This window comes from Sphingomonas sp. BE138 (assembly GCF_031456125.1).
Taxonomy (GTDB): domain Bacteria; phylum Pseudomonadota; class Alphaproteobacteria; order Sphingomonadales; family Sphingomonadaceae; genus Sphingomonas.
Genome location: NZ_JAVDUC010000007.1, coordinates 134686 through 159090 on the forward strand (window position 1 = coordinate 134686; position 24405 = coordinate 159090).

The 24405-nt window shown below is 69.3% G+C and carries 28 protein-coding genes; 15 read left to right on the top strand and 13 right to left on the bottom strand.

The genetic code is table 11. The features are described from left to right. Positions 1 to 58: 58 nt before the first annotated feature. From J2Y58_RS11030 to J2Y58_RS11040, 3 genes are read right to left on the bottom strand one after another with little or no spacing between them, the layout of a single operon-like run. On the bottom strand, positions 59 to 529 hold the full coding sequence (locus J2Y58_RS11030; protein WP_310102868.1) for a RidA family protein: 471 nt from the start codon (positions 527 to 529) through the stop codon (positions 59 to 61). Between the two features lie 32 nt (positions 530 to 561). After that, positions 562 to 1191 (bottom strand): HAD family hydrolase, encoded by a 630-nt coding sequence (locus J2Y58_RS11035; protein ID WP_310102870.1) that lies wholly within the window; start codon positions 1189 to 1191, stop codon positions 562 to 564. Then, positions 1188 to 1469 carry a DUF3572 domain-containing protein gene (locus tag J2Y58_RS11040; RefSeq protein ID WP_310102873.1) on the bottom strand — a complete coding sequence of 94 codons (282 nt, stop codon included), beginning with the start codon at positions 1467 to 1469 and terminating at the stop codon, positions 1188 to 1190. Before J2Y58_RS11040 ends, J2Y58_RS11035 begins: the two co-directional genes overlap by 4 nt. Positions 1470 to 1503: 34 nt before the next feature. On the opposite strand from J2Y58_RS11040, the gene J2Y58_RS11045 reads away from it, so the two are divergent. Further along, positions 1504 to 1866, top strand: a complete 363-nt coding sequence (locus J2Y58_RS11045) for a response regulator (protein ID WP_310102875.1) — start codon at positions 1504 to 1506, stop codon at positions 1864 to 1866. A 350-nt stretch (positions 1867 to 2216) separates the two neighbouring features. On the opposite strand, the gene rpmG is transcribed toward J2Y58_RS11045, so the two are convergent. After that, a complete protein-coding gene (gene rpmG, locus J2Y58_RS11050; RefSeq protein WP_028967260.1) occupies positions 2217 to 2384 on the bottom strand; it encodes a 50S ribosomal protein L33 in 168 nt (55 codons plus the stop codon). Positions 2385 to 2544: 160 nt separating this feature from the next. Here rpmG and J2Y58_RS11055 point away from each other — a divergent pair, with 160 nt between their 5' ends. From J2Y58_RS11055 to J2Y58_RS11070, 4 genes are all read left to right on the top strand, one after another. Beyond that, complete coding sequence (locus tag J2Y58_RS11055) at positions 2545 to 2820, top strand: hypothetical protein (RefSeq protein ID WP_310102884.1); 276 nt, start codon at positions 2545 to 2547, stop codon at positions 2818 to 2820. Between the two features lie 78 nt (positions 2821 to 2898). Next, on the top strand, positions 2899 to 3396 hold the full coding sequence (locus J2Y58_RS11060) for a DNA starvation/stationary phase protection protein (RefSeq protein WP_310102886.1): 498 nt from the start codon (positions 2899 to 2901) through the stop codon (positions 3394 to 3396). A gap of 35 nt (positions 3397 to 3431) precedes the next feature. Continuing rightward, positions 3432 to 3617 carry a DUF1328 family protein gene (locus J2Y58_RS11065; RefSeq protein WP_310102890.1) on the top strand — a complete coding sequence of 62 codons (186 nt, stop codon included), beginning with the start codon at positions 3432 to 3434 and terminating at the stop codon, positions 3615 to 3617. 84 nt (positions 3618 to 3701) lie between these two features. Beyond that, positions 3702 to 5861, top strand: a complete 2160-nt coding sequence (locus J2Y58_RS11070; protein WP_310102892.1) for a M3 family metallopeptidase — start codon at positions 3702 to 3704, stop codon at positions 5859 to 5861. A 173-nt stretch (positions 5862 to 6034) separates the two neighbouring features. On the opposite strand, the gene J2Y58_RS11075 is transcribed toward J2Y58_RS11070, so the two are convergent. Continuing rightward, positions 6035 to 6313 (bottom strand): GNAT family N-acetyltransferase, encoded by a 279-nt coding sequence (locus J2Y58_RS11075; protein WP_310102893.1) that lies wholly within the window; start codon positions 6311 to 6313, stop codon positions 6035 to 6037. Next, positions 6310 to 6486 carry a hypothetical protein gene (locus tag J2Y58_RS11080; protein ID WP_310102895.1) on the bottom strand — a complete coding sequence of 59 codons (177 nt, stop codon included), beginning with the start codon at positions 6484 to 6486 and terminating at the stop codon, positions 6310 to 6312. Before J2Y58_RS11080 ends, J2Y58_RS11075 begins: the two co-directional genes overlap by 4 nt. A 138-nt stretch (positions 6487 to 6624) precedes the next feature. Between J2Y58_RS11080 and recQ the strand changes: the two genes are divergently transcribed. The 3 genes from recQ to J2Y58_RS11095 are packed head-to-tail and all read left to right on the top strand — an operon-like array spanning position 6625 to position 9256. Further along, a complete protein-coding gene (gene recQ, locus J2Y58_RS11085; RefSeq protein WP_310102898.1) occupies positions 6625 to 8394 on the top strand; it encodes a DNA helicase RecQ in 1770 nt (589 codons plus the stop codon). A gap of 44 nt (positions 8395 to 8438) precedes the next feature. Beyond that, entirely contained in the window at positions 8439 to 8867 is a 429-nt protein-coding gene (locus tag J2Y58_RS11090) for a TIGR01244 family sulfur transferase (protein WP_310102901.1), read from the top strand. Positions 8868 to 8914: 47 nt separating this feature from the next. After that, positions 8915 to 9256 carry a hypothetical protein gene (locus J2Y58_RS11095; RefSeq protein WP_310102904.1) on the top strand — a complete coding sequence of 114 codons (342 nt, stop codon included), beginning with the start codon at positions 8915 to 8917 and terminating at the stop codon, positions 9254 to 9256. A 245-nt stretch (positions 9257 to 9501) separates the two neighbouring features. Here J2Y58_RS11095 and J2Y58_RS11100 read toward each other — a convergent pair whose 3' ends face one another. Further along, positions 9502 to 10389 (bottom strand): LOG family protein, encoded by an 888-nt coding sequence (locus J2Y58_RS11100; RefSeq protein WP_310102905.1) that lies wholly within the window; start codon positions 10387 to 10389, stop codon positions 9502 to 9504. Between the two features lie 38 nt (positions 10390 to 10427). Next, on the bottom strand, positions 10428 to 11075 hold the full coding sequence (locus J2Y58_RS11105; protein ID WP_310102907.1) for an extensin family protein: 648 nt from the start codon (positions 11073 to 11075) through the stop codon (positions 10428 to 10430). 192 nt (positions 11076 to 11267) lie between these two features. Here J2Y58_RS11105 and J2Y58_RS11110 point away from each other — a divergent pair, with 192 nt between their 5' ends. From J2Y58_RS11110 to J2Y58_RS11125, 4 genes are all read left to right on the top strand, one after another. Next, positions 11268 to 12437, top strand: a complete 1170-nt coding sequence (locus tag J2Y58_RS11110) for a phosphoserine transaminase (protein ID WP_310102909.1) — start codon at positions 11268 to 11270, stop codon at positions 12435 to 12437. 127 nt (positions 12438 to 12564) lie between these two features. After that, positions 12565 to 14142 (top strand): phosphoglycerate dehydrogenase, encoded by a 1578-nt coding sequence (serA, locus tag J2Y58_RS11115; RefSeq protein WP_310102910.1) that lies wholly within the window; start codon positions 12565 to 12567, stop codon positions 14140 to 14142. Positions 14143 to 14359: 217 nt separating this feature from the next. Next, positions 14360 to 14740: a DUF559 domain-containing protein gene (locus tag J2Y58_RS11120; RefSeq protein WP_310102913.1), complete on the top strand. Its 381-nt coding sequence runs from the start codon at positions 14360 to 14362 to the stop codon at positions 14738 to 14740. Further along, entirely contained in the window at positions 14740 to 15852 is a 1113-nt protein-coding gene (locus J2Y58_RS11125; protein ID WP_310102916.1) for an ATP phosphoribosyltransferase regulatory subunit, read from the top strand. Before J2Y58_RS11120 ends, J2Y58_RS11125 begins: the two co-directional genes overlap by 1 nt. Positions 15853 to 15861: 9 nt before the next feature. On the opposite strand, the gene J2Y58_RS11130 is transcribed toward J2Y58_RS11125, so the two are convergent. Continuing rightward, the gene (locus J2Y58_RS11130; protein WP_310102919.1) at positions 15862 to 16356 is read right to left on the bottom strand and encodes a TlpA disulfide reductase family protein; all 495 of its coding nucleotides are present in this window, start codon (positions 16354 to 16356) and stop codon (positions 15862 to 15864) included. A 174-nt stretch (positions 16357 to 16530) separates the two neighbouring features. On the opposite strand from J2Y58_RS11130, the gene J2Y58_RS11135 reads away from it, so the two are divergent. Beyond that, positions 16531 to 17820, top strand: coding sequence for an adenylosuccinate synthase (locus J2Y58_RS11135; protein ID WP_310102922.1), 1290 nt, complete (start codon positions 16531 to 16533; stop codon positions 17818 to 17820). 58 nt (positions 17821 to 17878) lie between these two features. On the opposite strand, the gene J2Y58_RS11140 is transcribed toward J2Y58_RS11135, so the two are convergent. From J2Y58_RS11140 to J2Y58_RS11155, 4 genes are all read right to left on the bottom strand, one after another. Beyond that, on the bottom strand, positions 17879 to 18337 hold the full coding sequence (locus tag J2Y58_RS11140; RefSeq protein ID WP_310102925.1) for a hypothetical protein: 459 nt from the start codon (positions 18335 to 18337) through the stop codon (positions 17879 to 17881). Positions 18338 to 18412: 75 nt separating this feature from the next. Further along, positions 18413 to 19489 (bottom strand): chorismate synthase, encoded by a 1077-nt coding sequence (aroC, locus tag J2Y58_RS11145; protein ID WP_310102928.1) that lies wholly within the window; start codon positions 19487 to 19489, stop codon positions 18413 to 18415. Positions 19490 to 19741: 252 nt separating this feature from the next. Next, entirely contained in the window at positions 19742 to 21484 is a 1743-nt protein-coding gene (locus tag J2Y58_RS11150) for a cisplatin damage response ATP-dependent DNA ligase (protein ID WP_310102931.1), read from the bottom strand. 1 nt (position 21485) lies between these two features. Beyond that, positions 21486 to 23564, bottom strand: a complete 2079-nt coding sequence (locus tag J2Y58_RS11155; protein WP_310102934.1) for an AsmA family protein — start codon at positions 23562 to 23564, stop codon at positions 21486 to 21488. A gap of 179 nt (positions 23565 to 23743) precedes the next feature. Here J2Y58_RS11155 and rpmI point away from each other — a divergent pair, with 179 nt between their 5' ends. Together rpmI and rplT are read left to right on the top strand one after the other, a co-directional pair. Then, positions 23744 to 23947, top strand: a complete 204-nt coding sequence (gene rpmI, locus J2Y58_RS11160; RefSeq protein WP_058755056.1) for a 50S ribosomal protein L35 — start codon at positions 23744 to 23746, stop codon at positions 23945 to 23947. Between the two features lie 20 nt (positions 23948 to 23967). Continuing rightward, positions 23968 to 24333 (top strand): 50S ribosomal protein L20, encoded by a 366-nt coding sequence (gene rplT / locus J2Y58_RS11165; RefSeq protein ID WP_022687966.1) that lies wholly within the window; start codon positions 23968 to 23970, stop codon positions 24331 to 24333. The last annotated feature ends 72 nt before the right edge of the window (positions 24334 to 24405 follow it).

Here is a 24405-nt window from a genome sequence, read left to right on the forward strand (position 1 = left end):
GCGCGAGATAGGATGGCGCCCGCTACGATCAAAGGGCGGCCGATCAAAGGGCGCGCGATCAAAGCGCGGAGGCGACCTCGACGATCGCGTCGACCTCGACCGCGGCGCCCAGCGGCAGCGCGGCGACGCCGACCGCGGCGCGCGCATGCTTGCCGTTGTCGCCGAACAGCTTGACCATCAGCTCCGACGCCCCGTTGGCGACCGTGGGGTGATCGGCGAAGTCGGCGGTCGAATTGACGAACACGCCCAGCTTCACGATCCGCGTGATCCGCTGGAGATTGCCCAGATGCGCCTTGATCTGCGCGATCACCATCAGCGCGCATGCCTGCGCCGCGGCCTGTCCGTCCTCGATCGAGGTGCCGTCGCCCAGCCGGCCGGTGATGACCGCGCCGTCCTTGAACGGCAACTGGCCGGAGACGTGGAGCAGCCCTCCCGCCTCGACGACGGGGACATAGGCGGCGATGGGCGCGGCCGCCTGCGGCAGCGTGAGGCCCAGCTCTTCGAGAGCGCGGTCGATACGGTCGGTCATGGCGGATGCTTGCCGCCTGCGGACCGGCGCGGTCAAGCCTGTGCCGGTACGCCGTCGTCGAAGCGCGCCGCGATCCAGGCCTCGGCCTCGCGCCAGTCGTCGATCCGCGCATGCGCGTGCGGGGAGGGCGGGACGCCGGGCGACAGCTGCGGCTCCGACACCATGTGCAGCCGCCACACCCCCGGCGCCGCGACCGCCACCGATTCGTGATGATGCGGCAGGTCGTCGACGAACACCGTCACCGGAGCGCCGAATTCCGCGACCAGCCGTGCGACCGGCGCCCCCTTGCCGCCCTGGTTGCATTCGACGCGGTGCGCGATGCCGTGCCCGGCCAGCTGGTCGATGCGGTGCGTGCGGCAATGATCCTCCAGGTTGGTGAGGATCACGATGTCGGCACGCGCGGCGAGCGCCGCCAGCGCCTCGCGCGCATGCGGCACCAGCGTCTGGCGGTGCATCTCGTCGGGGAAGAAGCCGCCCAGATAGCCGAACATCTCCTCGCGCGTCAGCGGTTCGTCGCTGCCGCGCCGCTTCATGCTCTTGGCCAGCTCCCACGTTCCGATCGTGAAGTCGACCGCGTGCGCCTCGTCCAGCCAGGTCGCGAAATGCCGCACCATGTGCAGCAGCACCTCGTCGCAGTCGGTGATCAGCAACGGGCGCGTCATGCCGCCTGCTCCAGCGTGCGGCGCGCCGCGACCAGCGCTTCGGGCGTGTGGCCGGTCGATTCGGCGCAGGCGATCAGATCGGGCTCGTACGCCTCCAGAAAAGCGAGGATCGCGGCAAGCGTCGATGGATCTTTAAGCCTTTCCCGCAGGTTATCCGGTGTCAGCCCCGTCATGCCGATAAAACGGTCGGCGCGTAACGGTTCGTTAAGGACGAAGGTCAAAGCGTCGAGCGCGAGAGTCGCGGCGTAGTCCGGGTTTGTATCGCTGCGCACCGTCATTATCTCTCGCCCGGTCGTTGGGAGTAGCCGTCGCGTGGCAAAAAGGGTGCTCGTTGTCGAGGACAACGAACTCAATCTGAAGCTCTTCTGCGACCTGCTACGGGCGCATGAGTTCGTTGTGGAGCCGGTGCGCGACGGGCGCGAGGCGGTCCAGCGGGCGCGCGAATTCGCGCCCGATCTGGTCGTCATGGACATCCAGATGCCGCACGTCACCGGCTACGACCTGCTGCTCCAGCTGAAGGCCGACCCGGGGCTGCGCCACATCCCCGTGATGGCAGTCACGGCCTATGCCGGGCGTGACGACGAGGAGCGGCTCCGCGCGGCCGGTGCCGAGGCCTATGTGTCGAAGCCGATCACGCTGGCACGCTTCATGGCGGCGATCACCGCGCTGATCTGAGGGGGCATTCGATGCCCTCGCCCCTGGACAGGGGAGAGGGATAGCGGAGCTTGCCAGTTTACTGGCTAGCGCAGCTTGGGTGAGGGGTTGAGCGAGCCGCAGGCTCGCGCGCTCGCTCACGCGAGCGCCACCCCTCACCCAGCTCCGACTAAGCCTCTGCTGCGCAGAGACTAGGTCTGCACATCCCTCTCCCCTCTGCGAGGGGCGAGGGAAGAATGCCGAACACGCAAAAAGCCGCCGGCGCGGGGCGCGGGCAGCTTTTTCGGAAACCTCAGTGATACGCATCGCGTGCGGCGCGAGATCCCGGCGTTCGCCGGGATGATCGAACGATCGCTACGCGATTAGTTCGATCACTTGATCTTGGCTTCCTTGAACTCGACGTGTTTGCGCACGACGGGGTCGTACTTGTTGAAGCTCAGCTTTTCGGTCTTGGTGCGCGGGTTCTTCTTGGTGACGTAGAAGAAGCCGGTGTCGGCCGTGCTGACGAGCTTGATCTTGACGGTGGTCGGCTTTGCCATGACCAAATCCTAGCGAATGAAAACGAAAAATGCGGCGAAGGCTCCTCCGCCGCGTCAGGTGGGGGCGCTTGGCGCAAATGACGGCGCGAGTCAAGCATCGGCGGGATTAAGCGCCCGGTAACCATGGCGCGGGTAGCGTAAGCGCCAAGGAGAATTCGTCATGAGCAACGACGCCCTGATCACCGCCCGCGCCGAAATGGCGACGCGAATCGCCGCGATCGAATGGCGCGCCGGCCCGGCGCGGCTCGCCGCCGACATCGCGCGCATCCAGGCGCTTGCCGAGCACCACCATCTGCCCGCCGCGGTCGACGTCGCGAATCAGCTGCGGCTGGCGCTGTCGCGCGGCGAGCGGGGGGTGCCGGTCCACCGCTGGCTGCAACTGCTGGGCGAGGCGGTCGCCGGCGACGGGGCGGAGGCGCCGCGCCGCGCCGCCTGAGCACGCCCCGCCGGCGGGTGGAGCCATTCCGCACCCAAACCGTTTCGCCACCGACACCCGATCTGCACGGAGCGAAACGTGACCGAGACCAACCCCGCCCTCGAGACGCCGACCGACCTGGCGCGCAACGACACGCGCACCGTCGCCGACGCGCTGAACGCGGCGCTGGCGGACAGCTACGCGCTGTATCTCAAGACCAAGAACTTCCACTGGCATGTCAGCGGCCCGCACTTCCGCGACTATCACCTGCTGCTCGACGATCAGGCCACGCAGATCCTGGGCGTGACCGACGCCATCGCCGAGCGCGTGCGCAAGACCGGCAACACCACGCTGCGCTCGATCGGCGACATCTCGCGCCGGCAGTCGATCAAGGACAACGACCGCGACTTCGTGCCCGCCGCCGAGATGCTCGCCGAGCTGCGCGACGACAATCTCACGCTGGTCGAGCGTTTCCGCGAGGTGAAGCAGGCCTCGGAGGAGGCGGGCGACAACGCCACCAGCGGCATCGTCGACGACTGGACCGACCAGGCCGAGGAGCGCGCCTGGTTCCTCTTCGAGGCCAGCCGCAACGGCTGATCGCCAATGTCCGCCCTGCCGAAGGAACACCGATCATGCTGAAACTCGCCGTCATTTTCCTCGTCGTCGGGCTGTTGCTCGGTGCACTCGGCTTCGGCGGGATCGGCGGCGCGTTCGTCGGCGTCGCCAAGATCCTGTTCTTCATCGCGCTGGCGCTGTTCCTGATCTTCCTCGTGCTCGGGCTGGTGGCGGGCAAGAAGGTGAAGGACGCGGTCGACTGAACGCACGGGAATAGGGCAGCCGTCTTGCCCTGACTGGCGCGCGGGTGCATCACCGCGCGCAGCTTTCGTTCCCGAGGAGTTCCGATGCGCCTGCCCTTCGCTGCCGTCGTGTTGACGGCATTGACGACCACTGCCGCGATTTCGTCCCCCGCCATGGCCCAGAATGCCGCGACAACGCTGCCGGCCAGCAACCCGTTCGCCACGCCCAGCACGCTGCCGTTCGAGGCGCCGCCGTTCGACCGTATCAAGGACACCGACTATCAGCCCGCGCTGGAGGCCGGCATGGCGCAGCAGCTGGCCGAGGTGAACAACATCGTCCGCGTCCGCTCCGCGCCGACGTTCGACAACACGATCGTCCCGCTCGAACGCTCGGGCCGCTTGCTGGAACGCGCCGCGCTCGCCTTCTACGGCGTCAACGGCGCGAACACCAACGACGTGCTGCAGAAGACGCAGGAGGTGCTGGCGCCCAGGTTCGCCGCGCACCAGGACGCGATCCAGCTCAACCCGCAGCTTTTCGCGCGCGTCCGCACGCTCTACGACGCGCGCCAGACGCTGAAGCTGACGCCCGAGCAGTTGCAGGTCCTGACGCTGACCTATGAGAACATGGTGCGCGCCGGGGCCCGGCTGTCGCCCACCGACAAGACGAAGCTGAGCGCGCTCAACGCGCAGCTGTCGACGCTCGAGACCGCCTTCCAGCAGAAGCTGCTCGCCGCCGCCAAGGCCGGTGCGCTGGTGGTGGACGACCGCGCGAAGCTGGCCGGGCTGTCGGAGGCGGAGATCGCCGCCGCCGCGGACGCCGCGAAGGAGCGCGGAATGCCCAGCAAGTACGTGCTGACGCTCCAGAACACCACCGAACAGCCCGCGCTCGCCTCGCTCACCGATCGCGCGACCCGCGAGGCGCTGTTCAACGCCGGCTGGACGCGCGCCGAGAAGGGCGACGCCAACGACACCCGCGCGACGATCAGCCAGCTGGCCGAACTGCGCGCGCAAAAGGCGAAGCTGCTCGGCTTCCCGACCTGGGCCGATTACGTGCTGGCCGACCAGATGGCGAAGAATCCGACCACCGCGCTCGGCTTCATGCAGCAGCTGGGCCGCCCGGTCGCGGCCGAGCAACGTCGCGAGGCCGCCGAGTTGCAGGCGCAGGTCAAGGCCGAGCGCGGCGATTTCCAGCTCAAGCCGTGGGACTGGGATCTGTATGCCGAGAAGCTGCGCAAGGCGAAGTACGACCTCAACCAGGACGAGCTGAAGCCGTATTTCGAGATCAACAAGGTGCTGACCGACGGCGTCTTCTATGCCGCCAACCAGCTCTACGGCATCACCTTCAAGCGCCGCACCGACATTCCCGTCTACCAGCCCGACGTGATGGTCTATGAAGTGTCCGAAGAGAACGGCACGCCGATCGGCCTGATGTATTTCGACTATTGGAAGCGCGACAACAAGAACGGCGGCGCGTGGATGTCGAACTTCGTCAACCAGTCGAAGCTGCTCGGCACGAAGCCGGTGATCTACAACGTCGGCAATTTCACGAAGCCCGCGCCCGGCCAGCCCGCGCTGATCACCTTCGACGACGTGACGACGATGTTCCACGAATTCGGCCACGCGCTGCACGGGCTGTTCGCGAACCAGACCTATCCGTCGGTGTCGGGCACCAACACGGCGCGCGACTTCGTGGAATTCCCGTCGCAGTTCAACGAGCATTGGGCGCTCGATCCCAAGGTGCTGCCGCATTATGCGGTGAACCGGCAGGGTCAGGTGATCCCGCCCGAACTGGTCGCCAAGATCAAGCGCGCCGCGACCTTCAACACCGGCAACACCTTCGGCCAGGCGCTCGCGGTGGCCGAACTCGACATGAGCTGGCATTCGCTGCCCGCCACCGCCGGGCGGCAGGACGTCGACGCGTTTGAGACGAAGGCGCTGGCGGCGACCGGGCTCGACACCGCCGACGTGCCGCCGCGCTACCGCTCCAGCTATTTCCTCCACATCTGGGGCAACGGCTATTCGGCGGGCTATTACGCCTATCAGTGGACCAAGATGCTCGACGCCAACGCTTATGCCTGGTTCGAGAATCACGGCGGGCTGACGCGCGCCAACGGCCAGCGTTTCCGCGACATGATCCTGTCCAAGGGCCATACCGAGGATTACGCCCCGATGTTCCGCGCCTTCAACGGCAAGGACCCGGAGGTCGGGCCGCTGCTCCACGACCTCGGGCTGAATGCCGACGGCAGCCGGGTGGCGGCGGAGTAATCCGCGCCGTCTGTCCGCTACCCGTCACCCCGGCGAGATCGGGGCGACGGATAGTGAACGAATATATCACGAACGATACACCCTCCCGTTCGTGCTGAGCCTGTCGAAGCACGTGCCCGGAACACGCCCTTCGACAAGCTCAGGACGAACGGAGTGGTGCTGATTCCCGGGCCCTACGCCAGCAGGTCGCGCATCTCCGGATGCTTCTCGATATAGGCCCGCACGAACCGGCATTGCGGCACCACCTTCAACCCGCGGTCGCGCACCAGGTCGAGCGCACCGTGGATCAGCTTCGTGCCCACACCGCGCCCCTCGATCTCGGGCGGCACGACGGTATGCGTGAAGACGATCGTGTCGTCCTCCAGCTGATACGCCGCCACCGCGACATGGTCGCCCAGCGTCAGCGTGAACTCCTGTTCGGAGCGGTTGTCGACGACGCGCGCGACGCTCATCGCGCCGCCGCCGGTGCCTCGGCCGGCGCGTCGGCACCCTTGGCAGGAGCGACGAGCGGAGGCTTGGCATCGGCGCGCTCCGCCATGCTCTCGGGCGTGCGCCGTTCGCACGCCGTCAGCGCGGTCGCGGCGGCGAAGGTGAACAGCGCAAGATTGGGGCGGGTGCGCATCATCGTCTTTCGTGGCAAACGGGAATGGGGACTACGCGCGGTTCCACAGGCCGTTCCCCCGCCCCTTGCAGAGGGGCAAGGGACAGTGCGCGCCTCCCCGGTTGCGGAACCCACCCGCCGCGCCTAGGTGCAGCACCGTCCATGGCGCGCGACCCGCTTCCCGATCTCCACCGCATCTTCGGCTTCCCGGCGTTCCGCGGCGTGCAGGAGCAGGTGGTGACGCGCGTGCTGGCGGGCGAACGCACGCTGGCGGTGATGCCGACCGGCGCGGGCAAGTCGCTGTGCTACCAATTGCCCTCCGCGATGCTGGACGGGACGTGCGTCGTCGTCAGCCCGCTGATCGCGCTGATGCACGACCAGCTGCGCGCCGCAACCGCGGTGGGACTGCGCGCCGCCACGCTGACCAGCGTCGACGAGAACAAGGCCGAGACGCGCGGCCGCTACCTCGACGGCGAGCTCGACCTGCTCTACGTCGCGCCCGAACGCGCCTCGACCGCCGACTTCCGCGACCTGCTGACCCGCGGCCGCCCGGCGTTGTTCGCGATCGACGAGGCGCATTGCGTCAGCGAATGGGGACATGACTTCCGCCCCGACTACCGCCTGTTGCGCCCGCTGCTCGACACGTTCGCGGACGTCCCCCGGCTCGCGCTGACCGCCACCGCCGATGCGCACACCCGCGCCGACATCCTCGAGCAGCTCGGCATCCCGCACGACGGGATGATCGTAGCCGGCTTCGACCGCCCCAACATCCGCTACGCGATCCGCCCCAAGGACAATACCACCCGCCAGATCGCCGACGTGGTGCGCGACACCCCCGGCCCCGGGATCGTCTATGTCCAGACCCGCGCCGCGACCGAGAAGATGGCGGCGCAGCTGACGCAGGTCACCGGCCGCCCGGTGCGCGCCTATCACGCCGGGCTCGACCCCGCGGTGCGCGCGAAGAACCAGGCCGATTTCGTCGCGTCGGAGGACATGGTGATGTGCGCGACGGTGGCGTTCGGGATGGGGATCGACAAGCCCGACGTGCGCTTCGTCGCGCATGCCGGGCTGCCGAAGTCGATCGAGGCCTATTATCAGGAAACCGGCCGCGCGGGGCGCGACGGCGACCCGGCGGTGGCGCATCTGTTCTGGGGCGCGGAGGATTTCGCGCGCGCGCGTCAGCGGATCGCCGAGGTCGAGGAACATCGCCAGCCCGGCGAGCGTCAGCGGCTGATGGCGTTGGGTGCGCTGGTCGAGACGGCGGGGTGCCGCCGCGCGATCCTGCTGCGCCATTTCGGCGAGCATCCGCCCGAGACCTGCGGCAATTGCGACAATTGCCTCTCGCCCCCCGCCGCCATCGACGCGACCGAGACCGCGCGCAAATATCTCTCGGCGGTGTTCCGCACCGGGCAGATGTTCGGTGCCACCTATATCGAGGAAGTGCTGACCGGAACGTCGAGCGAGCGCAGCCTGATGAACGGGCATGAAGCGCTGTCGGTCTGGAACATCGTCGACGGCGCCGAGACGGCGATGCTGAAGCCGGTCGGGCGCGCGCTGCTGCTCAAGGACGCGCTGCGCACCAATCCGCACGGCGGGCTGGAGTTCGGCCCCGCCGCGCGCGCGCTGCTGAAGGGCGAGGCGACGCTGTCGCTGGTCGAGCCGCCCAGGCGCGAGCGGCGGCGGCGCGGCGGCGGGGCGGGCGACAATCCGGTCGACGATCCGCTGTTCGAGGCATTGCGCACCACCCGCCGCGAACTGGCGAAGGAAGCCGGGGTGCCGCCGTACGTGATCTTCCACGATTCGGCGCTGCGCGAGATGGCGGCGCTGCGCCCCGCCTCGCTGATGGCGCTCGGGCGGATCGCGGGGGTGGGGCAGCGCAAGCTCGACGCCTACGGCCAGGCGTTCCTCGACACGCTGCGCGCGCACGGCTGACGTTTCCGGCTGACGCGCCGCCGTCGCTCGGCTAGGGAAGCGCGATGCTTCGCCCTCTCGATCAAACGATCGCGGTCGCTCCGCAGATCCACCCCGAAGACCTGCCCGCGATCGCCGCCGCCGGCTATGTCGCGATCGTCAACAACCGTCCCGATGGCGAGGAGCCGGGGCAGCCGGACGGCGAGACGATCCGCGCCGCCGCCGAGGCCGCGGGGCTTGCCTATACCGCGATCCCGATCACCCATGCCGGCTTCTCGCGTCCGCAGGTCGATGCGATGGCCGCCGCGCTGGCGGCGGCGGACGGTCCAGTGCTGGCCTATTGCCGCTCGGGGACGCGCTCGTGCAACCTGTGGGCGCTCGCCCGCGCCGCGGCCGGCGACGATGCCGATGCGGTCACCGGCAAGGCCGCCCAGGCCGGCTATGACGTGCGCGGACTACGCCCGGCGATGGACGCGGTCGCGCATAAGGGCTGAGGCGGGTGCGACTGCGGGCGTTGTTCGGCTTCGGCCGGACGGAGCGCTTGATCCATACCGTCGACGAAGCGATCGCCGCGCTGGCCGAGGCGTTGCCGGGGTTCGCGGCATTCGATGCGGCGATCGCCGACGACGGCCGCGCCGCGCTGGCGATCGACCCGACCGGGCGGATCGCGCTGCTGGTCGTGCAGGGTACGCGCGTGCGGGCGCGCGAGGTCGATTGGCCGATGCTGCGGCTGACGGGGGCCGGCGTGCTGGTCGAGGCGCGCGGCCGGTTCGCCGGCGTCCTGCTCACCCGCCTGACCGCAATCGACATGCGCCGCCTGGGCATGCCGCCGCTACCGCAGCGCGAACCGGCAGAGATCGTGGGGGAGCCGGAGGCGGCGTAGCGGTCGCCCCCCAAAAATCGTTCGTGCTGAGCCTGTCGAAGCACGTGCCAAGCAGCGCCGTCCCATGTGGGGCACGTGCTTCAACAGGCTCAGCACGAGCGGGTGGAAGGGGAGGCGCCTTGCCCCAGCCAGTCGTCATTGCCGCGAAGGCGGGAATCCAGAACCTCCGCCATTCCGCCTCTATCGCGAAACCTGCGCGTCTGGATCCCCGCCTCCGCGGGGATGACGGGACGGGCGATGCGGCCCTACTTCCCCTCCGCCTCGCGCTTGGCCTGTCGGTCGCGATAGAATTGCTGTACCACCGCCCAGCCTTCCGCCGCGCTCTCGACATAGCGGAAGATGCCCAGGTCGCGCTCCGACACCACGCCTTCCTCGACCAGCGCCTCGAAGTTGACGACCCGCTCCCAGAATTCGCGCCCGAACAGCAGCACCGGCATCGGCTCGATCTTGCCGGTCTGGATCAGGGTCAGCAGCTCGAACAGTTCGTCGAACGTCCCGAACCCGCCCGGGAATGCCGCGAGCGCGCGTGCGTGCAGCAGGAAATGCATCTTGCGCAGCGCGAAATAGTGGAATTGCGTCGACAGGGACGGCGTGACGTACGGATTGGGCGCCTGTTCGTGCGGCAGGACGATGTTCAGCCCGATCGATTCGGCATGGACGTCCGCCGCGCCGCGGTTGGCCGCCTCCATGATCGACGGGCCGCCGCCCGAGCAGACCACGAAGTGCCGCTTCCCCGCCTCGTCGCGCGGGAAGTTCGAGCAGAGCTGCGCCAGCTCGCGCGCCATGTCGTAATATTTGCTCTTCGCGACGAGCCGCTCGGCGATCCGGCGGCTCTTCTCGTCGGTGGCGAGGTCGAGCAGCGCCTGCGCCTTCGCCGGCTCGGGGATGCGCGCCGAGCCGTAGAAGACGAAGGTCGACCCGATATGCGCTTCCTCCAGGATCAGCTGCGTCTTGAGCAGTTCGAGCTGGAAGCGGACCGGGCGGAGATCCTCGCGCAGCAGGAAATCCATGTCCTGAAAGGCGAGGCTGTACGCCGGGCTCTCGGTCTGCGGGGTGGAGATGCTGGTCTTGGCGACCTCCGCATCCTGCTTGGCGCGCGGAAAGACGCGGCTGGGTACTCGGGTATCACTCATTTCGTCGAAGATAGAACGCGCGTATGACAGCCGCAAGGTCAGCGGCAGAAGCGCGCGCCGTCGTCTTCCAGATGCAGGTGATCGCGATGCACCGCATTGTAATCGGGCGACAGCACGGTGCCGAAGCGGCGGCAGGCGGAGGTATGCACCGTCTTCAGGAACTGCCGCACCGCCGGGTCGGGCGAGTTCCAGTCGCGCAGGATCGAGATGCGCCGCCCGTCCTTCAGCTCGAACGCACCGATGTCGATCGCATTGGCCAGCGCATGGCCCGAACGCCGCGCCGGCCCGCTGGTGCCGACGGTGTTGCGGCAGGCATAGCTGCCCATGCTGACCACGCGCGACAGCTCCGAGCCCAGGATCTGATACGCCGCCGGCGCCACGCCGTTGCGCGCCCAGGCGGCATAGGCGCGCGCCTGTCCGCACCGCACCGCGCCCAGGTTCGCGGTCGGCACCCCGATGTCGAGCAGCTTCACCGTCCCCACCAGCGCGCAGCCGCCGCCGAAATCCTTGTCGGGCAGCGGCTGGAAATCGACGCCGAGCGCGCGCAGGTCGGCGAAGCATTGCCGGGTCTCGCGCGCCGACGGCGCCTCGACCCGCGCGCGCTGCGCCGGCGCGGCCGGGCGCTCGCTGCGCCCGCATGCGGCGAGCGCCAGCGCCATGCCTGCCCCGATCGCTACACCTCGCATCGCGTGGCTCTGCGATACGCGCGCACGCCGGACAAGCCCGCGGTGACGAACGGCGGCGCGGGCGCGGCAGGCGGCGGCGCGGGCGCGACGACCCGATCGATCCATGTTGCCAACCGGCGGGTCCGCCGCTAGGGCCGTCGACGGGCCACGCGGTCCCAACGCCGCGCGTGCTCTCTGTGAGGAGAGTCTGACATGACTGATTCGACTGCCGCCGACGCCACTCTTGCGCCCGCGGCAAAGCCCGCCACCAAACCGGCGCGGCCTTATTTCTCGTCCGGGCCGTGCGCCAAGCCGCCCGGCTATGATCCCGCCAAGCTCGCGACCGACGTCCTGGGACGCTCGCATCGCTCGAAGCTCGGCAAGCAGCGGCTGCAATATTGCATCGATCTGATGCGCGAATTGCTGAACCTGCCCGACACGCACCGCATCGGCATCGTCCCGGGCTCCGACACCGGCGCGTTCGAGATGGCGATGTGGACGATGCTGGGCGCGCGTCCGGTCACCGCGCTGGCGTGGGAAAGCTTCGGCGAAGGCTGGGTGACCGACGCGGTCAAGCAGCTCAAGATCGATCCGACCGTCATCCGTGCCGACTACGGCCAGTTGCCCGACTTGGCGCAGGTCGACTGGTCGAACGACGTGCTGTTCACCTGGAACGGCACCACCAGCGGCGTGCGCGTGCCGAACGGCGACTGGATCCCCGACGATCGCGAAGGACTCAGCTTCGCCGACGCGACCTCGGGCGTGTTCGCCTACGACCTGCCGTGGGACAAGATCGACGTCGCGACCTTCAGCTGGCAGAAGGTGCTGGGCGGCGAGGGGGCGCACGGCGTGCTGATCCTGGGCCCGCGCGCGGTCGAGCGGCTGGAGAACTACACCCCCGCCTGGCCGCTGCCCAAGGTCTTCCGCCTCGTCTCGAAGGGCAAGCTGGCCGAGGGCGTGTTCAAGGGCGAGACGATCAACACGCCGTCGATGCTGGCGGTCGAGGATGCGATCTGGGCGCTGGAATGGGCCAGGGGGCTTGGCCCGAATGGTGATGGGCGCGGGCTGATCGCGCGTTCCGATGCCAATGCCGCCGCGCTCGACAAGATCGTCGCCGAGCGCGACTGGCTCGGTCATCTGGCGCAGGACGAGGCATCGCGGTCGAAGACCAGCGTCTGCCTGACCGTCGAGGGTGCGGATACCGATTTCATCAAGAAGTTCGCCGCGCTCCTCGAAAAGGAAGACGCCGCCTATGACGTCGCCGGATACCGCGACGCGCCCGCGGGCCTGCGCATCTGGTGCGGCGCCACCGTCGACACCGCCGATATCGAGGCGCTCGGGCCGTGGCTCGACTGGGCCTACGCGACCGCGAAGGCGGGCTGACTCTTAACTTCGTCATTCCCGCGAAGGCGGGAATCCAGACACGCAGGTCGTCGTTGGAGCCGCAACGTCAGAGGTTCTGGATCCCCGCCTCCGCGGGGATGACGGCCGTTTCCGAAAGGGAATGAATATGCCCAAGGTACTGATTTCCGACAAGATGGACCCGCGCGCTGCCGAGATCTTCCGCGAACGCGGGGTCGAGGTGGACGAGATCACCGGCAAGACCCCCGACGAGCTGAAGGCGATCATCGGCGAGTATGACGGCCTCGCGATCCGCAGCTCGACCAAGGTCACCAAGGACATCCTCGAGCACGCGGCGAACCTGAAGGTGGTCGGCCGCGCCGGGATCGGCGTCGACAACGTCGACATTCCCGCCGCCAGCGCCAAGGGCGTGGTCGTGATGAACACCCCGTTCGGCAATTCGATCACCACCGCCGAACACGCCATCGCGCTGATGTTCGCGCTCGCGCGCCAGCTGCCGGAGGCGGACGCCTCGACGCAGGCGGGCAAGTGGGAGAAGAACCGCTTCATGGGCGTCGAGGTGACCGGCAAGACGCTAGGGCTGATCGGCGCGGGCAACATCGGCTCGATCGTCGCCGACCGCGCGTTGGGGCTGAAGATGAAGGTCGTCGCCTTCGACCCGTTCCTCACCGAGGAGCGCGCGGTCGAGCTGGGCGTGACCAAGGTGACGCTTGACGAGCTGCTGGCGCGCGCCGACTTCATCACGCTCCACACGCCGCTGACCGACCAGACCCGCAACATCCTGTCGGCGGAGAATCTCGCCAAGACGAAGAAGGGCGTGCGCATCGTCAATTGCGCGCGCGGCGGGCTGATCGACGAGGCGGCGCTCAAGGAAGGGCTGGATTCCGGCCATATCGCCGGCGCCGCGCTCGACGTGTTCGTGACCGAGCCGGCCAAGGACAGCCCGCTGTTCGGCACCCCGAACTTCGTCTCCACCCCGCATCTGGGCGCCTCGACCACCGAGGCGCAGGTGAATGTCGCGATCCAGGTCGCCGAGCAGATGGCCGATTACCTCGTCTCGGGCGGCGTCACCAACGCGCTGAACGTGCCCAGCCTGTCGGCGGAGGAAGCGCCGAAGCTGCGCCCGTACATGGGCCTGGCCGAAAAGCTCGGCTCGCTGGTCGGGCAGCTCGCGACCGGTGCGATCGACCGCGTGTCGATCCACCGCGAGGGCGCCGCGGCGGATCTCAATCCGAAGCCGGTGACCAGTGCGGTGCTGACCGGTTTCCTGCGCCAGCAGACCGACACGGTGAACATGGTCAACGCGCCGCTGCTGGCGCGCGAGCGCGGGATGGAGGTGCGCGAGATCCGCACCGAGCGCGAGGGCGACTACCACACGCTGCTGCGCGTCGCGGTCCGCACCGCCGACGGCGAGCGCTCGGTGGCCGGCACCTTGTTCGGCGACAGCGCGCCGCGGCTGGTCGAGCTGTTCGGGATCAAGGTCGAGGCCGATCTCGCCGGCCCGATGCTCTACGTCGTCAACGAGGACGCGCCGGGCTTCATCGGCCGGATCGGCACGTTGCTGGGCGAGGCGGGCGTCAACATCGGCACCTTCCACCTCGGCCGGCGCGAGGCCGGCGGCGAGGCGGTGCTGCTGCTGTCGGTGGACGAAGCGGTCGACGCGGAGCTGCTGGCGAAGGTCAAGGCGCTGCCGGGCGTGAAGACGGCGATGGGGCTGTCGTTCTGATGTGAAGGGGCGGGGTGGTCTCGGTGAGACCCCGCCCCTCACCCAACCAGTGCCGGGTCAACATCGCCCCGCGATGTTGAGAATGTGCCGGGGGCACATTCGACCCGGAATTCCCCGAGGGGGAGAGGGCTAGAGCGACCTAAAGCCCTCTCCCCTATGGGGAGAGGGTTGGGTGAGGGGTTGCCGCGCACGCCACCGTCAATGATGGTGCGAGCCGATGCAAACCGACCCCCTCCTCCTCGACCGCGCCCGCAGGATGCGGCGCGAGATGACCGAGCCGGAAACCCGCCTGTGGCTCGCGCTTCGCGGTGGTCGCCTCAATGGCATCAAGTTCACCCGCCAGGTTCCCGCCGGTCCGTACATCCTCGATTTCTGCGCGCGCACGTTGAAGCTGGTGATCGAGGTTGACGGCGACACCCACACCGACCAATCGCGAGATGACCGGCGAACGGCGTGGCTCGAAGCGCACGGCTACCGCGTCATGCGTTTCACGAATGCGGATGTGACGATGAATTTGGACGGGGTGCTTCAGATTATTGCCGTCGCGTTGACGACTGCCCCTCACCCAACCCTCTCCCCTGAGGGGAGAGGGCTATAATGACCGCGCTCCTCCCCGAAGGCCTCCGCGACCGCCTCCCGCCCTTCGCCGACGCCGCCGCCGCGATCGAGGGGCGGATGCTCGCCGCCATCCGTGCACACGGCTATGAGCGCGTCGATCCGCCGCTCGCCGAGTTCACGGAGGCGCTCGGCACGCGGCTCAAGGCCGGGGCGCTTCACGACGCGGTGCGCTTCGTCGATCCGGTGTCGCAGCGGACGCTCGCGATCCGCCCGGACCTGACCGCGCAGGTCGCGCGGATCGCCGCGACCCGCATGGGCCACCACCCGCGCCCCGTCCGGCTCAGCTATGCCGGCGCGGTGCTCAAGCTGCGCGCCAGCCAGCTGTCGCCTGCGCGCGAGACGCGGCAGATCGGCGCCGAGTTGCTCGGGCTCGATTCGGTCGCCGCCGCGCAGGAGATCGTGACGGTTGCCATCGACGCGCTGGAGGCGGCGGGCGTCGCCGACGCCTCGATCGACTTCACGCTTCCCGACGTGGTCGACACGCTCGCCGCCGGGCCGCTGCCGATCGCGCCGGAGCGGATCGACACGCTGCGCCAGCTGCTCGATGCCAAGGATGCCGGCGCCGTCGCGGCGTTCGCGCCCGATTATCTCCCGCTGATCGAGGCCGCGGGGCCGTTCGACCAGGCGCTCGCGCGGTTGCGCGCGCTCGACCGCGACGGCGTGCTCGCCTCGCGGATCGACGGGCTCGCGGCGATCGCGGCGGCGGTCAAGGCGGGGGGCGGGGGGCGGGTCGCGCTGACGCTCGACCCGACCGAGCGGCACGGGTTCGAGTATAAGACGTGGCTCGGCTTCTCGCTGTTCGGCGGCGCCGCGAACGCCGAGATCGGGCGCGGCGGCACCTATGCGGTCGTCCACGAAGGCGGCGCGGAGGAGGCCGCGATCGGCTTCTCGCTCTACGCGGACCGGCTGGTCGGCGAGCAGCCGGCCGGCGATCGCCGTCGCCTGTTCGTGCCGTTCGGCACGCCCGCGGCGGAGGCGGCGCGGATGCGCGCGGCGGGCTGGGTGACGGTCGCCGCGCTCGAGCCCGGCGACACGCCCGAGGCGCAGGTCTGCACGCACTTCTACGCCGCCGGCGAGGCGCGCGCGCTGTAGCGCCTGCCGCTATCCCGCCGGCGGGCGCTCGTTGAGCAGCGGCACGAGTTCGCGATTGAGGTCGTCGAGCGCGAACGCGCCCGCCTTCGCGTATCGGACCACCCCGGCGCGATCGACGATATAGTTGGTCGGCACCGCGGTCATCGCGACCGGCACGCCCTTCACCCGCCGGACGGACGGGATCGCCATGGCCGCGAACAGCTCCTTCATCCGGTACAGCGGCAGCGACCCCTCGGTGGTGATCGCGAAGACGCGCAGCCCATGGTCGCGCAAGCGGCGGTAATAGGCGTCGAGCAGCGGCAGCTCCTGCCGGCACGGCACGCACCACGTCGCCCAGAAGTTGATGACGATCACCTCGCCCTTGTGCTCGGCCAGCGTCGTCTTCGTCCCGTCGACCAGCGTCAGCTCGACCGCCGGCGCCGGTTGCCCGACCCGGAAGTCCTTCGCCGCCGCCGGTGCCGCCGCCATCGCCGCGGCCGCCCCCAGCGTCATCCATCCCCGCATCGCGCACCCCCCTTGCGTGCGCAGCGTGCCGCGTGCGCCGCCGCGGCGTCAACCAGCCCGTTGACCCGGGACGGCCGCCCCGCTACCCGCGCCCCCGACATTCCTGAACCGCCCGCGTGCCGAGTCCTGTCGAAGGGCGCGCGGGTCCGCAGCGGCAGGCGGGGAATCGCATCCATGGCAAATGTGGCAGTCATCGGCGCGCAATGGGGCGACGAGGGCAAGGGCAAGATCGTCGACTGGCTGGCCGAGCGCGCCGACATGGTCGTCCGCTTCCAGGGCGGGCACAATGCCGGGCACACCCTGGTCGTCGGCGAGAACGTGTACAAGCTCTCGCTGCTTCCCTCGGGCATCGTGCGCGGCACGCCGTCGGTGATCGGCAACGGCGTGGTGCTGGATCCCTGGGCGCTGAAGGCGGAGATCGAACGGCTGGCGGCGCAGGGCGTCACCGCCACGCCGGAGACGCTGCGCATCGCCGATAATTGCGCGCTGATCCTGCCCTTCCACCGCGACCTCGACGGGCTGCGCGAGGATGCCAGCGGCGCGGGCAAGATCGGGACGACGCGGCGCGGGATCGGCCCGGCCTATGAGGACAAGGTCGGCCGCCGCGCGATCCGCGTCTGCGACCTGGCGCATCTCGACGATCTCGGGCCGCAGCTCGACCGGCTGACCGCGCACCACGACGCGTTGCGCGCCGGGTTCGGCGAGCCGCCGATCGACCGCGACGCGCTGGTCGCCGAACTGCGCGACATCGCCGGGTTCGTGCTGCCGTTCGCGCGTCCGGTGTGGCGCGACCTGAACATCGCCAAGGAAAGCGGCAAGCGCATCCTGTTCGAGGGCGCGCAGGGCGTGCTGCTCGACATCGACCACGGCACCTATCCGTTCGTCACCTCCTCGAACACGATCGCGGGCAGTGCGGCGGGCGGGTCGGGGCTGGGGCCGGCGGCGGTCGGCTTCGTGCTGGGGATCGCCAAGGCCTATACCACCCGCGTCGGCTCCGGCCCGTTCCCGACCGAGCTCGACGACGACACCGGCGAGCGGCTCGGCACGCGCGGGCACGAGTTCGGCACCGTCACCGGACGCAAGCGCCGCTGCGGCTGGTTCGATGCGGTGCTGGTGCGGCAATCGGCGGCGGTCGGCGGGATCACCGGCATCGCGCTGACCAAGATCGACGTCCTCGACGGCTTCGAGGAGGTGAAGATCTGCACCGGCTACCGCCTGCGCGGGCAGGTGATCGATTATTATCCCGCGCACGCCGCCGATCAGGCGCTGGTCGAACCGGTCTACGAGACGATGGAGGGCTGGCACGAATCGACCGCGGGTGCGCGCAGCTGGGCCGATCTGCCGGCGCAGGCGATCAAGTACATCCGCCGCGTCGAGGAGCTGATCCGCTGCCCGGTGGCGCTGGTCTCGACCAGCCCCGAACGCGCCGACACGATCCTCGTCCGCGATCCGTTCGCGGATTGATACGGAAAGGGCGGCGGGATGATGTCCCGCCGCCCCTTCTTCGCAACCGGTCGGCGGCTTAGTTGCGCGGTCCCGGCTGCGTCGTCGTGCCCGCCGCGCCGCCCTGCGGCAGCTGTTCCAGCGGCGTGTTGGTCGATTCGGTCGGCTGTCCCTGCTGCGGCTGGCCCAGCGTCGTGCGCGAGTTGGTCACCGCGTCGGGGCCGGTCGTCGTCGTGCTGCGGTTGCGGGTGCCGCGGCGCGAGGTGGTGGACGAGCGGGTGTCGGTGCTGGTGCTCGGCGTGCTGGTCTGCGGCGACGTGGTCATCGGATCGGTCGTCGATCCGCCCATCGTCCCGCCGGGCTGCTGCATCGTGCCGCCCATCGTGCCGCCGCCCATGGTGCCACCGGTCTGACCGCCCGCCTGGCCCCCCGCCTGACCCATCGTGCCGCCACCACCGGCGGTGCCGCCGGTCGTCTGGGCGATGGCGGCGGCAGGCAGCAACAGGGCAGCGGTCGTGATCGCGATATAGGAACGCATCGAACCTCTCCTTCATGGAATGGCCCGTCAACGAAGCGGCAAAGCCGAACGTTCCTGACGTTTCGCGCAAACGTCCTAATGCATGCCGCATTGTGCGCGGTGGAGCAAGGCCTGGTCGGCGAGCACCAGCGCGACCATCGCCTCCACCACCGGCACGCCGCGGATGCCGACGCACGGGTCGTGGCGGCCCTTGGTCATCACCTCGGTCGCGGTCCCGTCGCGGGTGATGCTGGCGACGGGGGTCAGGATCGAGCTGGTCGGCTTGAACGCGACGCGCACGCGGATCGGCTGCCCGGTCGCGATCCCGCCCGCGATCCCGCCGGCATGGTTGGCGAGGAACTCGGGCACACCGTCGGCTCCGGGGCGCATCGCATCGGCATTCTGCTCGCCCGACAAGGCCGCGGCGGCGAAGCCGTCGCCGATCTCGACGCCCTTGACCGCGTTGATCGACATGCAGGCGGCGGCCAGTTCGCTGTCGAGCTTGGCATAGAGCGGCGCGCCCCAGCCCGCCGGCACGCCGGTCGCCTCGCATGCGATCACCGCGCCCAGCGACGATCCCGCCTTGCGCGCCGCATCCATCTTTTCCTCCCAGCGCGCGGCCGCACCGGCGTCGGGGCAGAAGAACGGATTGGCGTCGATCTGCGCATCGTCGAACGCGGCATAATCCATCGCGTCGCCGCCGATCGCCTCCACCCATGCGCGCACGCGGACCTGCGGGATGGCGAGCCGCGCCACCGCGCCGGCCGCGACCCGCGCCGCGGTCTCGCGCGCCGACGAGCGCCCGCCGCCGCGATAGTCGCGAAAGCCGTATTTGGCGTCATAGGCGTAATCGGCGTGGCCGGGGCGATAGGCCTGCGCGATCGCGGAATAATCCTTCGATCGCTGGTCGACGTTCTCGATCATCAGGCTGATCGGGGTGCCGGTGGTCCGCCCCTCGAACACGCCCGACAGGATGCGCACCTGATCGGGTTCCTGACGCTGCGTGGTGAAGCGCGACTGGCCGGGGCGGCGGCGATCGAGCCACGGCTGGATGTCGCTCTCGCTCAGCGCGATACCCGGCGGACACCCGTCGACGACCGCGCCCAGCGCCGGCCCATGGCTCTCGCCCCAGGTGGTGAAACGGAACACGCGGCCGAAGGTGTTGAAGCTCATGGGGCGGCGCTTTGCCAGAAGCGGGGGGCGGGGGACAGTCCTTGGCGTGCTGCGTCGTGCCCGTCCCCTCCCGTCATCCCCGCGCCTCTCCTCCCGTCATTCCCGCTCTTCTTCCGTCATTCCCGCGCAGGCGGGAATCCAGAACCTCTGACCGTCCGGCCCTTGCGAACACCTGCGCGTCTGGATCCCCGCCTGCGCGGGGATGACGAAGGGCAGGGGCGCGGGGATGACGAAGGGCGACGGCGAATCAACTCACGTAATCAACCGCTGCAACCCCGCCAGCGTATCCGCCTCCGCCGCCGGCTTGTCGGTCCGTATCCGCACGATCCGCGGGAAGCGCATCGCCACGCCCGACTTGTGCCGCTTCGATTCGTGGATCGAATCGAACGCGATCTCCAGCACCAGCGACTTCTCGACCTCGCGCACCGGCCCGAAGCGGCCCACCGTATGCTGGCGCACGAACCGGTCGAGCTGCGCGATCTCCTGGTCGGTGATCCCCTGATACGCCTTGCCGACCGGCAGCAGCTCGCCGTTTTCCGTCCAGCACCCGAACGTATAGTCGCTGTACCAGCTCGATCGCCGCCCGTTGCCGCGCTGCGCATACATCATCACGCAATCGGCGGTCAGCGGATCGCGCTTCCATTTGTACCACAATCCGGTGCGCCGCCCCGCCACATAGGGGGAATCGCGCCGCTTCAGCATCATCCCCTCGATCGCGGCGTCGCGCGCACCGGCGCGGATGCCCTCCAGCGCGGTGAAATCCGCCGCCTCGACCACGCGGCTCAGATCGAAGCGGTCAGGGTCGAGCCGCGCGACGAACGCCTCCAGCCGCGCGCGCCGCTCGGTCCACGGCAGCGCGCGCAGGTCCTCCGCGCCGTCGAAGAGGATATCGTAGAGCCGCACGAACGCCGGCGATTCGGCGAGCATCTTCGCAGAGACCTGCTTGCGCCCCAGCCGCTGCTGCAATGCGTTGAAGCTCGCCGCCCCGCCGCCGTCCTCCAGCCCGCCGCCCTGGACATCGCCCTTCACCATCAACTCGCCGTCGACGACGCCATGCGTGGCGAAGGCGGCGGCGACATCGGGAAAGGCGCGCGTCACGTCGTCGCCGGTGCGGCTGTAGAGCCGCGTCTCGCCGCCGTCCGCGCCCGGCACATGCACGATCTGGACGCGGATGCCGTCCCATTTCCATTCCGCGACATAATCGGTCAGGTCGACGCGCAGATCCTCGAGCGGATGCGCGAGCATGAACGGGCGAAAGACGGGCACGTCGGCGGCGGTCGGCTGCGTGCCGGTCCCCTCCGCCCAGGCGAACAGTGTCGGATAGGGCGGCTCCAGCCCGTGCCACACTTCCTCGACGGCCTCGACGTCCAGCCCGAACGCATCGGCCAGCGCCTGCTTGGCGAGCCGCGCCGACACGCCGACGCGCAACGCACCGGTCGCCATCTTGAGCAGCGCGAATCGTTCGTCGGCATCCAGCCGGTCGAGCATCGCCGCCAGCGCGGCGGGCGCGTCGGAGCGGGACAGATGCGCCAGCCGGTCGACGACATCGCCGACGCTCAGAACATCGCCTGCGCGACGCGTATCCCCTTTGCCGTTCGTGCTGAGCGTGTCGAGGCGCGTGTCCCGCGGCACGCCCGTCGACACGCTCGGGGCGAACGGTCCTTGGTGATCGGACCGGTGCGGAACATGCGCCGACGGCGGCGCCTCCGCTGGCGGCGGGTCGGGTTCGGGCCACAGCAGCGCGACCGTCTCGGCGGTGTCGCCGACATAATCGCGGCTCATCCGGAACAGCACCGGGTCGACCCGCGACTCGATCAGGGCGCGGATCACCGCCGGCTTCACCCCCGGCAGATCGAGCTCGCCGGTCAGCGCCGCCATCGCCCAGCCGCGATCGGGATCGGGCGTCGCGCGCAGATAATCGCCGATCAGCTTCAGCTTGGCGTTGCGCGACCGTGTGTAGATCAGCGCGTCCAGCAGGGCGGCAAAGGCGTGCACGTCAGAAGATACCCAGGAACTTCTTGCGCTTGGCTCCCTCGACCTTCCCCGCGCCGACGTCCTTGCGCGGGTTGCCGTCCTTGTCGCGCTGCGCGGCGGCGGTCTTGCCCGCCAGGATCGGCCCGCATTGCGCCGCCTTCGCGTCGCCCGGATCGACGAACGCCAGCAGCGCCGCGACCGGCGTCGCCACCAGCGCGAGACCGAGTCCCGCCCCGGCGCGCGCCACCAGCTGCGGCGAAATGACCTCGAGCGACGGGGACGCGAAATAGCCCGTCACCCCGACCGGCGACTGGCCGGAGAACAGGCTGAACTTCTTCGCATCGGCGCGGAAGGCGAGGTCGAGCGCCTCGCTCCTGAAACTGAAGCCGCCGTTGCCGAGGATGACGTTCTTCTTGGTGTCGATCAGGATCGGGTCCGTCGCTGCCACGCCGTTGCGGACGGTGAAGGCGACCAGCCCGCAGTTCATCTGCACCGGCTCCTTCAACTCGTCCTCGAACATCTTCTGGACGAAGGTGCCCAGGTCGATCTCGGCGAGCTGGACGTTGCGGGTCCACAAGGTTCCGGTCGGGATGACGAAGGCGATCCGCCCGTTCGAGGTCGCCAGGGAGTCGTGGATCGTGTCGCCGCGCCCTTTCAGCTGGATGCGCCCGCGCACCGTGCCGCTGGTCCCCGATTCGGCCACGCCGTAGCCGGCCAGCAATCGCCCGAGCGGGGTGGGCGCGAGCCGCACGTCATAGCTGACCGCGCTCGGTCGCTGGCGCGTGTCGAAGATCATGTCGGTCGCCAGGTTGCCGCGCGCCATCGCCATCGTCAGCGGCGACAGCGCCAGCCGGCCGCGCTCGAGGTCCAGCACCATGTCGATGTCGCCGATCGGCAACCGCTTCGACCGCACGCGGTCGATGTGCCATTTGAGGTCGGCGTCGAACCGCTGCATCGTTGCGATCGGCAACGCGGCGTCGGGCAGGATCCGCGCCGGTGCCGCGCCGGTCGCGGCGGCGGCGGCGACCGCGCCCTTTTCCGCGACGATGTCCGGGTTGTAGCCGATGAACGGCGCGGCATCGACGATGTCGAGCGTGCGCGTGGTCAGCGCCGAATCGAGGTGCAGCCGTTCGCCGTTGGTGATCGTCAGCCGGCCGGCCAGATCGCTGTCGCCGAACCGCCCGCGCATCCGCGTGAAGCGATATTCCTGCCCGCTCTGCACCAGTTGCGCGGTCAGCGTGTAGGTCCGCGTGTTCGGGATCACGACGCCGATGATGTCGAGCAGCGTCGACAGGTTGCGCCCGCGTGCCTTTACCGCCAGCGGCACGTCCTCGATCGCGGCGATGCTGGGCAACGTGCCGGCGACGTCGATCGTGTTGCCCGCGGCGCGTGCGCGCAGCACCAGCTCGTTCTTGCCGCGTGCGACCGTGGCATCGGGGGACAGCAGCCGCGCGACAACTGTGAACGGCGTGTCGCGCAACTGCCCGCCGCCGCTCAGACCGACGGCCTCGCCGATCCGGGCGTCGGTGGAGCGGATCGTGTCGAGTTTCACCTCCGTCAGCAGCCGCATCCGCGGGTCGAGGTAGCGCACCTGCGTCCCGACGACGGTCGCGCGGTCGATCCGCGGCAGATCGAGCGGCTTGCCGCCCTTGCCGTCGCCGAACGTCCAGGTGTTTGAATCGTGCGCGCGGTTCCATTCCAGGTCGACCGCGCCGTTCGTCAGGTCCAGCCAGTACAGCCGCCGCTTGCCGAACAGCAGCGACAAGGGCGCGATCCGCGTGTCGATGCGGTCGGCGGTGAACAGGTGCGGGCGCGTCGCCCAGGCGGGGTTGCTGATCGCCAGCTTCTCGGCGACGAACTTGATCTTGAGCGGCGCGAAATACAGCTGGAAGTCGCCGCCGACCGTCACCTGCCGGTTCGTCAGCTTGCCTACGACGTTCTCGAACGTGCCGCGCAGAAACCGGCCCTTGGTGACGAACAGCACCAGCCACACCGCGGCGAGCACCGCGACCGTCCCGATCGCGACGTTGCGCGCGATTCGCTTCCACCGGCGGGGCCGGGTCGGCGTAGGCCCGATGGAGGGGGGCGCGGTCGTTGCCATCGCGGTACAATCGCGAAGCGGGCGGGGCGGTTCCCCCATGCCAGATCGCGGGCCGGTTGCTTTTGCGCGCGACCCTCGCTATGCGGCCCGCTTCCCGAGCGATCGGCGGATACGGACGGCCCGGCCACCTGGGGCTGCCGCGGCCGTCTCAGTCGATCCTCGCAGCAGAAAGGATGAAAATGCCCAAGCTCAAGACCAAGAGCGGCGTGAAGAAGCGCTTCAAGCTCACCGCCACCGGCAAGATCAAGCACGGCGTCGCGGGCAAGCGTCACCGCCTCATCAGCCACAACGCCAAGTACATCCGCCAGAACCGCGGCACCACGGTGCTGTCGAAGGCCGACACCGCGACGGTGAAGGCCTGGGCGCCGTACGGCCTGAACTGAGCGACGAGGAGGACTAGACCATGGCACGCGTCAAGCGGGGCGTAACCACCCGCGCCAAGCACAAGAACATCCTGGAACAGGCCAAGGGCTATCGCGGTCGTCGCAAGAACACGATCCGCGTCGCCCGTCAGGCGGTCGAGAAGGCCGGCCAGTACGCCTATCGCGACCGCAAGGTGAAGAAGCGCACCTTCCGCGGCCTGTGGATCCAGCGCATCAACGCCGGCGTCCGCGCCGAGGGGCTGACCTACAGCCAGTTCATGCACGGCCTGAAGCTGGCCGGCGTCGAGCTGGACCGCAAGGTCCTGGCCGACATCGCGATGCACGAAGGCGAGGCGTTCAGCGCCATCATCGCGCAGGCGAAGGCGGCGCTCCCGCAGGCCGCGTAAGTGCGGGCGGCCCGCGCCTGCGACAGCAGGCGCGGGACTCGTCACGGCGGGCAGCGGACCGGCAACGCCGAT

What these genes read in the sequence shown, in the direction of transcription:
- J2Y58_RS11030 (WP_310102868.1), bottom strand. Translation starts at nt 529, where the DNA reads ATGACCGACCGTATCGACCGCGCTCTCGAAGAGCTGGGCCTCACGCTG.
- J2Y58_RS11105 (WP_310102907.1), bottom strand. Translation starts at nt 11,075, where the DNA reads ATGCGAGGTGTAGCGATCGGGGCAGGCATGGCGCTGGCGCTCGCCGCA.
- rpmG (WP_028967260.1), bottom strand. Translation starts at nt 2,384, where the DNA reads ATGGCAAAGCCGACCACCGTCAAGATCAAGCTCGTCAGCACGGCCGAC.
- J2Y58_RS11130 (WP_310102919.1), bottom strand. Translation starts at nt 16,356, where the DNA reads ATGCGGGGATGGATGACGCTGGGGGCGGCCGCGGCGATGGCGGCGGCA.
- J2Y58_RS11120 (WP_310102913.1), top strand. Translation starts at nt 14,360, where the DNA reads ATGCAAACCGACCCCCTCCTCCTCGACCGCGCCCGCAGGATGCGGCGC.
- J2Y58_RS11070 (WP_310102892.1), top strand. Translation starts at nt 3,702, where the DNA reads ATGCGCCTGCCCTTCGCTGCCGTCGTGTTGACGGCATTGACGACCACT.
- J2Y58_RS11100 (WP_310102905.1), bottom strand. Translation starts at nt 10,389, where the DNA reads ATGAGTGATACCCGAGTACCCAGCCGCGTCTTTCCGCGCGCCAAGCAG.
- J2Y58_RS11125 (WP_310102916.1), top strand. Translation starts at nt 14,740, where the DNA reads ATGACCGCGCTCCTCCCCGAAGGCCTCCGCGACCGCCTCCCGCCCTTC.
- J2Y58_RS11110 (WP_310102909.1), top strand. Translation starts at nt 11,268, where the DNA reads ATGACTGATTCGACTGCCGCCGACGCCACTCTTGCGCCCGCGGCAAAG.
- J2Y58_RS11080 (WP_310102895.1), bottom strand. Translation starts at nt 6,486, where the DNA reads ATGATGCGCACCCGCCCCAATCTTGCGCTGTTCACCTTCGCCGCCGCG.
- J2Y58_RS11055 (WP_310102884.1), top strand. Translation starts at nt 2,545, where the DNA reads ATGAGCAACGACGCCCTGATCACCGCCCGCGCCGAAATGGCGACGCGA.
- rplT (WP_022687966.1), top strand. Translation starts at nt 23,968, where the DNA reads ATGGCACGCGTCAAGCGGGGCGTAACCACCCGCGCCAAGCACAAGAAC.
- J2Y58_RS11035 (WP_310102870.1), bottom strand. Translation starts at nt 1,191, where the DNA reads ATGACGCGCCCGTTGCTGATCACCGACTGCGACGAGGTGCTGCTGCAC.
- J2Y58_RS11155 (WP_310102934.1), bottom strand. Translation starts at nt 23,564, where the DNA reads ATGGCAACGACCGCGCCCCCCTCCATCGGGCCTACGCCGACCCGGCCC.
- J2Y58_RS11040 (WP_310102873.1), bottom strand. Translation starts at nt 1,469, where the DNA reads ATGACGGTGCGCAGCGATACAAACCCGGACTACGCCGCGACTCTCGCG.
- J2Y58_RS11065 (WP_310102890.1), top strand. Translation starts at nt 3,432, where the DNA reads ATGCTGAAACTCGCCGTCATTTTCCTCGTCGTCGGGCTGTTGCTCGGT.
- serA (WP_310102910.1), top strand. Translation starts at nt 12,565, where the DNA reads ATGCCCAAGGTACTGATTTCCGACAAGATGGACCCGCGCGCTGCCGAG.
- rpmI (WP_058755056.1), top strand. Translation starts at nt 23,744, where the DNA reads ATGCCCAAGCTCAAGACCAAGAGCGGCGTGAAGAAGCGCTTCAAGCTC.
- J2Y58_RS11135 (WP_310102922.1), top strand. Translation starts at nt 16,531, where the DNA reads ATGGCAAATGTGGCAGTCATCGGCGCGCAATGGGGCGACGAGGGCAAG.
- J2Y58_RS11140 (WP_310102925.1), bottom strand. Translation starts at nt 18,337, where the DNA reads ATGCGTTCCTATATCGCGATCACGACCGCTGCCCTGTTGCTGCCTGCC.
- aroC (WP_310102928.1), bottom strand. Translation starts at nt 19,489, where the DNA reads ATGAGCTTCAACACCTTCGGCCGCGTGTTCCGTTTCACCACCTGGGGC.
- J2Y58_RS11075 (WP_310102893.1), bottom strand. Translation starts at nt 6,313, where the DNA reads ATGAGCGTCGCGCGCGTCGTCGACAACCGCTCCGAACAGGAGTTCACG.
- recQ (WP_310102898.1), top strand. Translation starts at nt 6,625, where the DNA reads ATGGCGCGCGACCCGCTTCCCGATCTCCACCGCATCTTCGGCTTCCCG.
- J2Y58_RS11090 (WP_310102901.1), top strand. Translation starts at nt 8,439, where the DNA reads ATGCTTCGCCCTCTCGATCAAACGATCGCGGTCGCTCCGCAGATCCAC.